At 66.9% G+C, this 11,512-nt stretch carries 15 protein-coding genes; 10 read left to right on the top strand and 5 right to left on the bottom strand.

Going from position 1 to position 11,512, the window contains the following annotated elements:
* The first annotated feature begins 18 nt into the window (after positions 1–18).
* Positions 19–792, top strand: a complete 774-nt coding sequence (locus tag CRM90_RS30235) for a hypothetical protein (protein ID WP_142391370.1) — start codon at positions 19–21, stop codon at positions 790–792.
* Here the strand turns inward: CRM90_RS30235 and pgm are convergent.
* Positions 778–2,412: a phosphoglucomutase (alpha-D-glucose-1,6-bisphosphate-dependent) gene (gene pgm, locus CRM90_RS14020; RefSeq protein ID WP_102807545.1), complete on the bottom strand. Its 1,635-nt coding sequence runs from the start codon at positions 2,410–2,412 to the stop codon at positions 778–780. The two genes, CRM90_RS30235 and pgm, sit on opposite strands and share 15 nt — an antisense overlap.
* A 68-nt stretch (positions 2,413–2,480) precedes the next feature.
* Here pgm and crcB (CRM90_RS14015) point away from each other — a divergent pair, with 68 nt between their 5' ends.
* Genes crcB (CRM90_RS14015) through CRM90_RS14005 form a run of 3 tightly spaced genes read left to right on the top strand, consistent with a single transcriptional unit; the run spans position 2,481 to position 4,299 of the window.
* A complete protein-coding gene (gene crcB / locus CRM90_RS14015) occupies positions 2,481–2,879 on the top strand; it encodes a fluoride efflux transporter CrcB (protein WP_102807544.1) in 399 nt (132 codons plus the stop codon).
* A 23-nt stretch (positions 2,880–2,902) separates the two neighbouring features.
* The gene (gene crcB / locus CRM90_RS14010; RefSeq protein ID WP_233209319.1) at positions 2,903–3,241 is read left to right on the top strand and encodes a fluoride efflux transporter CrcB; all 339 of its coding nucleotides are present in this window, start codon (positions 2,903–2,905) and stop codon (positions 3,239–3,241) included.
* The gene (locus CRM90_RS14005) at positions 3,238–4,299 is read left to right on the top strand and encodes a DUF190 domain-containing protein (protein WP_102807542.1); all 1,062 of its coding nucleotides are present in this window, start codon (positions 3,238–3,240) and stop codon (positions 4,297–4,299) included. The genes crcB (CRM90_RS14010) and CRM90_RS14005 overlap by 4 nt, the downstream gene beginning before the upstream one ends.
* 4 nt (positions 4,300–4,303) lie before the next feature.
* Here the strand turns inward: CRM90_RS14005 and CRM90_RS14000 are convergent, their stop codons facing one another.
* Genes CRM90_RS14000 through CRM90_RS13990 form a run of 3 tightly spaced genes read right to left on the bottom strand, consistent with a single transcriptional unit; the run spans position 4,304 to position 5,958 of the window.
* Entirely contained in the window at positions 4,304–4,636 is a 333-nt protein-coding gene (locus CRM90_RS14000; RefSeq protein WP_102807541.1) for a cupin domain-containing protein, read from the bottom strand.
* Positions 4,637–4,659: 23 nt separating this feature from the next.
* A complete protein-coding gene (locus tag CRM90_RS13995; protein WP_502693273.1) occupies positions 4,660–5,043 on the bottom strand; it encodes a hypothetical protein in 384 nt (127 codons plus the stop codon).
* 60 nt (positions 5,044–5,103) lie between these two features.
* Positions 5,104–5,958 carry an LLM class F420-dependent oxidoreductase gene (locus tag CRM90_RS13990; protein WP_102807539.1) on the bottom strand — a complete coding sequence of 285 codons (855 nt, stop codon included), beginning with the start codon at positions 5,956–5,958 and terminating at the stop codon, positions 5,104–5,106.
* A 33-nt stretch (positions 5,959–5,991) separates the two neighbouring features.
* Between CRM90_RS13990 and CRM90_RS13985 the strand changes: the two genes are divergently transcribed.
* Positions 5,992–6,189: a hypothetical protein gene (locus CRM90_RS13985; protein WP_233209313.1), complete on the top strand. Its 198-nt coding sequence runs from the start codon at positions 5,992–5,994 to the stop codon at positions 6,187–6,189.
* Between the two features lie 5 nt (positions 6,190–6,194).
* On the opposite strand, the gene CRM90_RS30705 is transcribed toward CRM90_RS13985, so the two are convergent.
* Positions 6,195–6,572 (bottom strand): hypothetical protein, encoded by a 378-nt coding sequence (locus tag CRM90_RS30705; RefSeq protein ID WP_199189893.1) that lies wholly within the window; start codon positions 6,570–6,572, stop codon positions 6,195–6,197.
* A gap of 47 nt (positions 6,573–6,619) precedes the next feature.
* Between CRM90_RS30705 and CRM90_RS13975 the strand changes: the two genes are divergently transcribed.
* The 5 genes from CRM90_RS13975 to CRM90_RS13955 all read left to right on the top strand — a co-directional run bounded on the left by CRM90_RS13975 (position 6,620) and on the right by CRM90_RS13955 (position 11,502).
* Positions 6,620–7,126 carry a hypothetical protein gene (locus CRM90_RS13975; RefSeq protein ID WP_102807537.1) on the top strand — a complete coding sequence of 169 codons (507 nt, stop codon included), beginning with the start codon at positions 6,620–6,622 and terminating at the stop codon, positions 7,124–7,126.
* Positions 7,127–7,245: 119 nt separating this feature from the next.
* Positions 7,246–8,457 carry a PP2C family protein-serine/threonine phosphatase gene (locus CRM90_RS13970; protein WP_102807536.1) on the top strand — a complete coding sequence of 404 codons (1,212 nt, stop codon included), beginning with the start codon at positions 7,246–7,248 and terminating at the stop codon, positions 8,455–8,457.
* Entirely contained in the window at positions 8,454–10,046 is a 1,593-nt protein-coding gene (locus CRM90_RS13965) for a sensor histidine kinase (protein WP_102807535.1), read from the top strand. Before CRM90_RS13970 ends, CRM90_RS13965 begins: the two co-directional genes overlap by 4 nt.
* Positions 10,043–10,495 (top strand): response regulator, encoded by a 453-nt coding sequence (locus CRM90_RS13960; protein WP_102807534.1) that lies wholly within the window; start codon positions 10,043–10,045, stop codon positions 10,493–10,495. The genes CRM90_RS13965 and CRM90_RS13960 overlap by 4 nt, the downstream gene beginning before the upstream one ends.
* Positions 10,496–10,788: 293 nt before the next feature.
* Positions 10,789–11,502, top strand: a complete 714-nt coding sequence (locus CRM90_RS13955) for an MlaE family ABC transporter permease (protein ID WP_102807586.1) — start codon at positions 10,789–10,791, stop codon at positions 11,500–11,502.
* The last annotated feature ends 10 nt before the right edge of the window (positions 11,503–11,512 follow it).

Below are 11,512 nucleotides of genomic sequence, written 5' to 3'. Positions count from 1 at the left end.
TATGACTGTAGTGACCGGGTGAGACGGCAGCGCGGCGGTGTTGCGCGGGCCGTATCGATCTGCCTGAAACCTGAGAAAATCCTGATAAAGTCCGCGCCTATGCGGATGGCACCTCGTCAATCGGTTTGCGCTCTTGGGATTTCGGCCGTGCTGATTGCAGGTGTGGTGGCGGCACCTCCGGCCGTGACAACCCGCGCAGAGCCTGTTCACGTGGTGCGTGTCAGCGATGTGACCTTGGCCGCGGTTTCTTCGGCGTCACCAACGGCCACTGCGGTCAACCCCGCGGGTCTGGTGCTGGTGGCTCTGGTGAAGACATTCACGTTCGTGGAGCTGTGGGCAATCGTGGCGGTCGACATCGTCGCTGCGCCCGTGCTCGCGCCGTTGTACTGGTTTGCCTCATCGTTCATCGGCTGGGGCCCGCGCAACCCGGTCGACGCAATTTCCCGGTACCTGGACGTGGTCGCACAAGATGTGGTGAGAGCGATTCAATACCCGTTCACGGGCATCAGCGGAGCGGCGGCCGCCACGGGAGACAACAATCCGACGTCGGCGCCCGTAGCGTCACAGAAGTCTCGCTCCGCCGTCTCGACGTCCGACAACCTGGGCGGACGCGACCTCCCTCGGGCAGGTACGGGAAAGGGTCACTCAGCGTTGGCAGTTCGTCGCGGCGCATCGACGCCCACCGCCAGCACAACGGCCGGCACGCGCAAGACCGCAACCAGCTCCACGGCCGAACATCGATCCCCTCGGGGACACGGGGCACGCGTCCACGCGAACTCACGAGATGACTGAGTTCACCACTTCACGGGCCGCTTCCTGCACCTCGGCCAGGTGCTCAGGCCCCTTGAATGACTCGGCGTAGATCTTGTAGACGTCCTCGGTGCCCGACGGCCGCGCGGCGAACCAGCCGTCGGCGGTGGTCACCTTCAGCCCGCCCAGCGGCGCGCCGTTGCCCGGCGCGGTGGTCAGCTTGGCAGTGATCGGCTCACCGGCCAGTTCGGTGGCGGTGACCTGTTCCGGGGACAGCTTGGCCAGCCGCGCTTTCTGCTCCCGGTTGGCGGGGGCGTCGACGCGGGCATAGACCGGTGCACCGTACTTGCCGGCCAGCTCGGCGTAGCGCTGTGACGGCGACGACCCGGTGACCGCCTGGATCTCCGACGCCAGCAGGGCCAGGATGATGCCGTCCTTATCGGTGGTCCACACCGAGCCGTCGCGGCGCAAGAACGACGCTCCTGCCGACTCTTCGCCCCCGAAACCGATTGTGCCGCTGATCAATCCGTCGACAAACCATTTGAAGCCCACCGGCACCTCGAGCAGCTTGCGGCCCAGCCCGGCCACCACCCGGTCGATGATCGACGAGCTGACCGCCGTCTTGCCGACGGCCACACTGGCCGGCCAGTCCGGCCGGTGCGAGAACAGGTAGTCGATCGCCACGGCCAGGTAGTGGTTGGGGTTCATCAGCCCCGCATCCGGGGTGACGATGCCGTGCCGGTCGGAGTCGGCGTCATTGCCGGTGGCGATTTGGTAGGCGTCCCGGCTGGCAATCAGCGAGGCCATCGCGTTCGGCGAGCTGCAGTCCATCCGGATCTTGCCGTCGGTGTCGAGCGTCATGAACCGCCACGTCGCGTCGACCAACGGGTTGACCACGGTGAGGTCGAGATCGTGGCGTTCGGCGATGGCCGCCCAGTAGTCCACGCTGGCCCCGCCCAACGGGTCGGCCCCGATGCGGATCTTCTCGGCGCGGATCGCGTGGATGTCGACGACGTTGGGCAGATCGGCGACGTAGGCGTCGAGGTAGTCATGGCGCTGCGCGCTGTGCAGGGCCCGGGAAAGCGGCATCCGCTTCACCTCTTTGAGACCACCGCGCAGAATCTCGTTGGCACGCTTGGCGATCGCCCCGGTGGCATCCGTGTCGGCCGGACCGCCGTTGGGCGGGTTGTACTTGAACCCGCCGTCACGCGGCGGATTGTGCGACGGTGTGACGACGATACCGTCGGCCAGACCCGAGCTCAGTCCGCGATTGAAGGTCAGGATGGCATGGCTGACCGCCGGGGTCGGGGTATAGCGGTCGGCCGAATCGATCATCGCCACAACGTCATTGGCGGCGAGCACCTCCAACGCCGACACCCAGGCCGGTTCGGACAGCCCGTGGGTGTCGCGTCCGATGAACAGCGGCCCGGTGGTGCCCTGCGCGGCGCGGTACTCGACGATCGCCTGGGTGGTGGCCAGGATGTGCGCCTCGTTGAACGCCCCGTCCAGGCTGGAGCCGCGGTGCCCCGACGTGCCGAACACCACCTGCTGGTCGATGTCGTCGGGGTCGGGGTTCACCGCGTAATACGAGGTGACCAGATGGGGCAGATCGACGAGGTCTTCGGGGAGCGCCGGCTTACCGGCGCGGGGGTTAGCCGCCATGGCGCCAATTCTGCCTTCCCTAGGGTGATACTTGCTCGCGGATTCATCGACGGTTAAGGGGATTGCCCGTGTTCGGTCATGACAACCGGGAACTGGCGGCCGTTTTCGTCGGCGGCGCGGTGGGAACCCTCGCGAGGGCCATCCTCGCCACGGTCTTCGCCGACGACCCGGCGCGCTGGCCGTGGGCGACATTCGGGGTCAACATCGTGGGCGCGTTCCTGCTCGGTTACTTCACCACCCGCCTGCTCGAACGACTCCCGTTGTCGAGTTACCGCCGACCACTACTGGGCACCGGCCTCTGCGGTGGGCTGACAACCTTTTCGACCATGCAGGCCGAGACCCTGAAGATGATCGAGCACCACCACTACGGCCTCGCGGCCGCCTACAGCACGGTCAGCATCGTCGCGGGACTGCTGGCCGTCTACGTTGCGACAGCGCTGGTCCGCCGGGTCAGGATCCGCGCGTGACCGTCGCGATCTGGGCCGGCGTGATGCTGATCGGCGGGCTCGGCTCGGTGGCCCGGTTCATGGTCGATCGCGCGGTCGCGCGCCGGGCGGCACGGTCGTTCCCCTTCGGCACCCTGGCGGTCAACGTCACCGGCGCGGTGCTTCTCGGCTTCGTCAGCGGGCTCACCCTCAGCCAGCACGTCGCGCTGCTGGCCGGCACCGCCTTCGTCGGGGCGTACACCACGTTCTCGACCTGGATGCTGGAGACGCAACGGCTCACCGAGGAACGCCAGCTCTGGCTCGCGATAGCCAATCTCGTCGTCAGCGTCATCCTGGGTGTCGCCGCGGCGATGCTCGGCCAGTGGATTGCGGGGCTGCTGTGAACGACACCTATCTCAAGCTGACTGCGTTCTTCGGCGAGCGCCAGCGTGCCGGTTCCCGCTTCCTGGCCGAGGCGATGCTCGACCTGTACGCGCACCGCCAGGTCGCCGAAAGCGTGATGCTGCGCGGCATCGCCAGCTTCGGCCCGCGGCACGTGATCCGCAGCGACCAATCCCTGACGCTGTCCGAGGATCCGCCGATCGCGGTGGCCGCCGTTGACACCGCGGAGACCATCGGCGGGCTGATCGACGATGTCATCGCCATGACCAAGCGCGGCTTGATCACCCTGGAGCGGGCCCGGCTCTATAGCGGTGAGCTGCCCGACGGAGACGACGGGGTCAAGCTCACGATCTACGTCGGCCGACGGCGCCGGATCAACGGCGCGGCCGCCTTCTACGCGGTGTGCGATCTGCTGCACCGCCACCGTTTCGCCGGCGCGACGGTGTTCCTCGGCGTGGACGGCACCGCGGACGGCCGGCGGCGCCGCGCCCGCTTTTTCAGCGGCAACACCGACGTGCCGATCATGATCGTCGCGATCGGCACCGCTGAACAGGCGCGGCGCGCTCTGCCCGAACTCGAAGGACTGATGGATCAGCCGCTGGTGACGGTGGAACGCGTACAGATCCTCAAACGCGACGGCCAGCTGCTGGCCCGTCCGCCGGCTCTGCCTGCCGTGGACGCGCACGGCCGCGAACTACGCCAGAAGCTGACGATCCACACCGACGCATCCACCCATCACGACGGCGTCCCCGTCCACCGGGAACTGGTGCGACGGCTGTGGGAATCCAACACCGCGGCCGGCGCCACCGTCCTACGCGGCATCTGGGGCTTCCACGGAGACCATAAACCCCACGGCGACAAGCTGATTCAGTACGGCCGCCAGGTGCCGGTGACCACCATCGTCGTCGACACCCCGGAGGTCATCGCCCAATGCTTCGACCTCATCGACGACGTGACCGGCCGCCACGGATTGGTCACCTCCGAGATGGTTCCGGCACTGTTGCTGCTCGACGGCGACATCCGCCAGGGCGCCACCGATCTGGCCGACTACCGGTACTGACCACTCAGCTGTCGGCCAGCACCGTCAGCAGGATCACCGAGTCGTCGAGGGCCTGCAAGCCGTGCCGATCCCGCGGGACCACCAGCAGGTCACCTGCCTGGCCTTCCCAGGCGTCGTCGGGGGTGGCCAGCCGGACATGGCCGCGAAGCACCTGCAACGTCGTCTCGCCCGGCGTGTGGTGCTCACTGAGTTGATGGCCACTGGCCAGGGCGATCAGCGTCTGCCGCAGCTGGTGATCGTGGCCGCCGTGCACGGTGTGCGCGGCCCGGCCGCTGTTCGACGAGCGGGCCGCGGTGAGCTGTTCGTCGGCGAGCTGGTTCAGCGAGATCGATTCCATGATTCCTCCATCAGCTTCCTCTATCAAAAGTTGAGCAGCAGAACGCCACTGGACAGCAGCGCCGCCACCTTGACGACTTCCAACACGACATAGACGTAGTGCGCGCGCGACCGTCCGCTCTCGGCCTGGCCGGCGTCGGCCAGGACGGCATCCGAGCGCCGCGTCAGCGCGGGACGCACGCCGGCCACTTGAATGACCAACGCTGAGGCGGCCACCAGCACCCCCACGACGACACCCGGACCGGGGCTACCGACCACCAACGCGACGGCGACGACCACCGCCAGCACCGCTTCGCAGATGTTGAGAGCCCGAAACACAAGCCGGCCGATACCCAGGCCGAGCGGAATCGTGACGCCGGGGGCCCGGAATTTCAGCGGCGCCTCGAGGAATGAAATGGCGAGCACCATCCCCAGCCAGACGAACACCGCCGCAACCGCGACTGCAGTCCAGTGATTCACCGCGCTCCCTCACTGCCAATCCGCGGCTAGGTCAGCCACCCAGTCGGCGACGGCAGCCGGATCCTGCGGCGGCGAGGCGACCAGAACCAGCTCGTCGACACCCAACTCTGCCAGACGCCCGACGTCTGACGGCCTCGAATCGCGCAGCGCTACCGCCAGTCGCAGCTCACCAGGGTCACGCCCGGCGTGCCCACACATCTCACGCAGCATCGACACCCGGGCCGCGACGTCGTCGGGGTGAAGATTGAAGCCGTACCAGCCGTCCGCCCACCGTGCGACCCTGCGCAGCGCAGCATCACTGTTGCCGCCGCACAGGACCGGGATGCGCCGCTGTCGCGGTTTCGGGTTCACCCTGATCGCGTCGAAGTCGACGAATTCTCCTGCGTACGAAGCAATATCGTCGCGCCAGATAGTGCGCATGGCAGCAACATAGTCGGCGGTGCGGGCGGCGCGCCGTTCGAAGGGAACTCCGAGAGCATCGAATTCCTCACGCGACCAACCGATTCCGATGCCGAGCGAGAATCGGCCGCCGCTGATCTTGTCCAGGCTGGCCGCCTGTTTGGCCACGATCACCGGATTGTGCTCGGGCAACAACAGGACGCCGGTGCAGAGCCCGATTGTCGTCGTGGCCGACGCGGCGAAGGCCAATCCGATCATCGGGTCGATCCAGTCCGCGTCGGCGGGCACAGCGATCTTGCCGTCGTCGGAGTACGGATACTCCGAGTCCGACTTGTCGACCATCACGACATGCTCGCCGGCCCACAGAGTCGCGAATCCATGGCGCTCGGCCGCTGCGGCCACCGCTCGGATCACCTCGGGCTCGGCGCCTGCGCCGATACCCAGGGCGTGCAACCCGAGTCGCATCCGTGCATCCTCCCACGAGCCATGATGGTGGCCATGAGTGACTGCGACGACCCGGTGGCGGTCCTACAGCGGTGGGAGGACGCCGGTGCACACTGGGCAGTGATCGACCGTCACGCTCATTCGGTGACGGTGGCGCTGTACCGGTGCGACGGCGGCGAAGAGGTCGACCGATTCACCTCCGACGACCCCGCGCTGGCCGCATTCGTGCGGGGTCGTGAGAGCAGTTTCTAGATCCGCTACAGCGCGATGAAGCCGCCGTTCCACCACACGCCCCAGGCCGGGAGATCCGCGTTCCAGACCACCGGCAGCCACGGCGCCCACGGCGGGGGTGGCGGCGCAGGCGGAGCCCAGACGGGCACGACATTGTCGTAATCGCCGCGGTGTCCCGGCGGGGGCTGGTAACCCTGGCCCGGTGGCAACGGGTTGCCCGGCGGACCGGCGTTCACACCAGGGCCTGGTGGACCCCAGGGCGCCGGTACGGGCGGGCCCGGTGGCCCGGGTGGGCCCGGAGGCCCTGGTGGGGCGGCCGCGGCAAAGCCCGCTCCCGCCATCAACGTCACGGCGAACGCGACGCTCGCCAGCGCCGCCTTGGCGGTCAACTTGGTGATTGTCATGATGCAAAGCCGGTACCCGCCGGGCGCGCTGCGGTAAACAGTGGGTGATGCGCAGCAGGGCGTGGGGCATGGTGATCGGCGTTGCGATCACCGCGGCCGCCGGCTGCGCTGGACGGGCCAACATCCCCTCAGCGCCCACCACGACGACCCTGCCCACCTCGACGCATGCCGCCCAGCCGGCCGAACCGGCGGCGCAAGCCCGGGCAGTGAAGTGGGTGGACCTCAAGGCCGGTGACTGTCTGGCCGACCCGCCGCCCGCCGATCCCGCCATCGTCCAGGTCACCGTCGTCGACTGTGGCCAACCCCATCTCGCCGAGACGTACCTGCGTGTGCCGATCCCGGTGAACGCCGCCCTCGACGATGTCGCCACCCGCGATTGCGCGACCGGCTTTGAGCGCTACACCGGCGCCGCTGCCGCGGCAGGGCCGTACACCACCAGCTACCTGATCGACTCCGAGCAGGACCGGACGTCGGACAATCCTTATCCCAGCACGGTAATTTGCCTGCTGCAGGGCGCTCACGGCCAATCGCTGACCGGCTCGGCACGCCGTTGACCTGCGTCGCGTCCTACCAGGCTTGGGTACGACGGGAGTCAGCCGGTAGGGTCGATATGTTGTCTAACGATTACCTAGGTCAAAGCGCGGCCGATCTGAACTTAAGGATCTGATCTTTCATGCGCGCACCCTATGACCCACAGGTGCTGAATCCTGCCGGTTTTGCCGGTGCCACAAAGCGACCGATTTCGTTGCTGCTGATCGAGGACGACGAGGGCGACGCCATCCTGGTCGAGGAACTGATCTCCGAAGCCGGCGCCGATATCAGCGTGGAGTGGGCCGCATCGATGGCGATCGCCCAGGAGAAGCTGGCCGTCCATCGCCCCGATTGCGTCCTGCTGGATCTCAACCTGCCCGACGCCAATGGTGTGGCCGCCGTGGACCGGGTGGCCAAGCTGGACGCGGCGCTGCCGATCGTCGTGCTCACCGGCCTCAACGACCAGCACTTCGGCATGTCGGCGATGGCGTCCGGCGCCCAGGACTACCTCGTCAAGGGCCACGTCGAACCTGAGACTCTGCACCGGTCGGTGCTGTACGCCATCGAACGCAAGCGCACCGAGCTGACCGCCGTCGACCTGCACACCAGCCAGATGCGCGCCCAGGAGAACGCCCGTCTGGAGCGCGCATTACTGCCGCTGCCACTGCTCGACGACGACCCGGGCGTCGAGATCGTCATGCAGTACCGGCCCAGCCGGGAGAACGCGCTGCTGGGTGGCGACTTCTACGACATGGTGCAGACCCCGGACGGGACCGTGCACGTCATGGTCGGCGACGTGGCAGGCCACGGCCCCGACGAAGCTGCGCTGGGTGCGGCCCTGCGCATCGCCTGGCGGGCATTGACGTTCGCGGGCCTCCGCGGCAATGACCGGATGCGCCGCCTCGAGCAGGTCCTGCGCGCCGAGCGCGCCGGCACCGGGATCTTCGCGACTGTGCTCAGCATCGCGATGTGGCCCGACTCGCGAGGCTTCACCGCCGTCCGCGCCGGTCACCCGGGAATGCTGCTGCACGGGCCGGGCACCGTCGAATGGATCGAACCGCCGGCCGGACCAGCTCTGGGTCTGGGCGCACAGCAGTGGCCGCTGAACGAATTGGAACTGCCCGACGGCCACGGGCTGGTACTGCTCACCGATGGCCTGTTCGAGGGGCATTCGGGTATCGGCGAGAAGCGACTCGGTGAAGAGGGTCTGCTCGAACTCGCCCGCTCGATCGCGGACCTTCCCGGCCCCGAATTCGTGGCGGGTCTCATCGAAGGCGCCGAAGCACGCGCCGCATCGCACGGGGGCATGACCGACGACATCGCCGTGCTGCGCGTTGAGCGGACCCGCCGATGAAAGAGGTCGCAGGCACCCGGCTGTCCGGTATGACGGTGCGGGGCTGGCTCAGCGTCGTGCTGTTGGCGCTCGGCGTCGTGGTGTTCGGCGGCGCACTGGTCGCCGCGGTGCTACTCAACCGAACCGATGAGACGAGCAGGCAGCTGATCGAAGAGATCCAACCCGCGCGGGTCGCCGCGTATCAGCTGCAGGCCGCGTTACGCGATCAGGAGACAGCGGTCCGCGGCTACGTCATCGCCGCCGACACGCAATTCCTGGCGCCCTACTCCGACGGTCAGCGAACCGAACAGGCTGCGGCGCAGTCTATTCGGAGTGACCTGGCTGGGCGGCCGGAGTTACTTGCGGACCTAGACGCCATCGAGAACGCGGCCGCGGCCTGGCGCAATGAGTACGCGGATCCTGTGATCGCCAGCGTCACACCGGGCTCACCGAGCGTGTTGACGAGAACGAATGCGGAGGCCGGTAAGTCGAAATTCGACTCCCTGCGAGCGCTTTTCGACGCCCAGAACAGCCATCTCGCCGCCGTTCGCACCGAAGCGGTACACGAGCGCGATACCGCACGAGCGTGGCGCGACCGCGCCTCCGCCGTCGTGATCGCCGCATTCCTGATCACCGGTGTGGCGATCACGATCCTGGTTCGCAATGCGGTCACCCGGCCCATGGAGGCGTTGGCATCAGCCTGCCGGCGGATCACCAACGGAAGCTTCGACGAGCGGATCGTTCCGGAGGGCCCCAAGGATATTCGTTCGATCGCCGCCGACGTCGAGGACATGCGACGCCGCATCGTCGAAGAACTCCAGGCGTCCAGCGACGCGCGCGCACAACTGGACGAGCAGGCCGCCGAGCTGCGACGCTCCAACGCCGAGCTTGAGCAGTTCGCCTACGTCGCGTCGCACGATCTGCAGGAACCGCTGCGCAAGGTCGCGTCGTTCTGCCAGCTGCTGGAGAAGCGCTACGGCGACCAGCTCGACGAACGTGGCCACCAGTACATCGATTTCGCCGTCGACGGCGCCAAGCGGATGCAGGTTCTGATCAACGACCTGTTGACGTTCTCGCGGGTCGGCCGGCTGCACTCCACTCAGGTCGACGTGAACCTTGATACGGTGCTGGACGCGGCGATCGCCAATGTGGCGACGGCGATCGAGGAAACCGGTGCCGAGATCACCCGTTCCGGCCCGTTGCCCACCGTGACGGGCGACCCGACACTGCTGACCATGTTGTGGCAGAACCTGGTCAGCAATGCGGTGAAGTTCCGCCGCGACGGCGTTGCCCCGCGCATCACCATCACCTCCGAAACCGGTACCGGGGAAGACGATGGACAGTGGGTATTCACCTTCTCCGACAATGGAATCGGAATCGCCGACGAATTCGTCGACAAAGTATTCGTGATCTTCCAGCGCCTGCATGGCCGGGATGCCTACGCGGGCACCGGAATAGGCCTGGCCCTGGTCAAGAAGATCGTCGAACACCACGGCGGCACCATCGCGATCGACACCGCCTACGACGGCGGGACCCGGTTCCGCTTCACCCTGCCCGCCCCTATCGCACAAGCAACACAAGCCTTGCAACTGGAAGGAACCGCTTCATGAGCGACAGCACTCGCGCCATCGACGTCCTGCTCATCGAGGACGACCCCGGAGACGAACTGATCACCCGGGAGGCGTTCGAGCACAACAAGCTCAAGAACACCCTGCATGTGGTGCACGACGGGGAGGAAGGCCTGGATTATCTGTACCGGCGCGGCCCGTTCGCCGATGCCCCCCGGCCGGACCTCATCCTGCTCGACCTGAACCTACCCAAATATGACGGGCGTCAGCTGCTGGAGAAAATCAAGTCCGACGACGACCTCAGCACCATCCCGGTGGTCGTGCTCACCACCTCGTCGGCCGAAGAGGACATCCTGCGCAGCTACAAGCTGCACGCCAACGCCTATGTCACCAAACCGGTCGACCTCGATCAGTTCATGAGCGCGGTCCGCCAGATCGACGAATTCTTCGTGCAGGTGGTTCGCCTGCCGGGGGGCTCCCAAGCCCGGTGACACCCGGTTCGCAGCAAATCTGAGCGGGGTCCGCCGACCGTGTGCGGTGGACTGAGGCGCTCAGCGTGATTCGCCCCCGAGACGGCTCCGCAACTGCGGCTAACTCTTTGGGGGTAGGAATTCGCCCCCATTGAGGAGCAGCCGCTGCAGCAACGCTCACGATAGCGTTCCGCCATGCCGCCGGTCGTCATGGTCGAACCCGGGCCGACGAACCCGTCGGTACCGGGCGGGAACCCGTGACCGCGACGTATCCACTGACCAAGCCGGTACGCGCATTCGGCGGGTTCATCGCCATGTCGCTGGACACCTTGGTCGCCATGTTCCGGCCCCCGTTCGCCTGGCGTGAATACCTGCTGCAGACCTGGTTCGTCGCCCGCGTTTCCGTGCTTCCGGCGCTCATGCTCACCCTGCCCTACTCGGTGCTGCTGGTATTCACCTTCAACATCCTGCTCGGCGAATTCGGTGCCACCGATTTCTCCGGGACAGGCGCCGCGATCGGCACGGTCAACCAAATCGGACCCATCGTCACGGTTTTGGTCGTCTCGGGTGCGGGCGCCACTGCCATGTGCGCCGACCTGGGAGCTCGCACCATCCGGGAGGAGCTCGACGCGCTGCGGGTGATGGGCATCAATCCGATTCAGGCACTGGTGGTTCCACGTGTGCTCGCGGCCACCACCGTTGCGCTCGCGTTGTCGGCGACCGTGATCCTGGCGGGGCTGACCGGCGCCTACATCTTTTGCGTCTACATCCAGCACGTCTCCCCCGGCGCATTTGCAGCCGGCATGACCCTGTTGACCGGCATGGGTGACGTGATCGTCTCGCTGACCAAGGCAACCCTATTCGGCCTCTCCGCCGGCCTGATCGCGTGCTACAAAGGCATCTCGGTGGGAGGCGGCCCGGCCGGTGTCGGCAACGCGGTCAACGAGACCGTTGTGTTCACCTTCATGGTGCTGTTCGCGATCAACGTGATCGTGACCGCCGTGGGCATCCAGTTCACGGTGGGATGAGGGTGTCCCG

This window comes from Mycobacterium sp. ENV421 (genome assembly GCF_002887815.1).
In the GTDB taxonomy this organism is placed as follows: domain Bacteria; phylum Actinomycetota; class Actinomycetes; order Mycobacteriales; family Mycobacteriaceae; genus Mycobacterium.
This window is presented reverse-complemented; position numbering and strand designations above follow the sequence as displayed.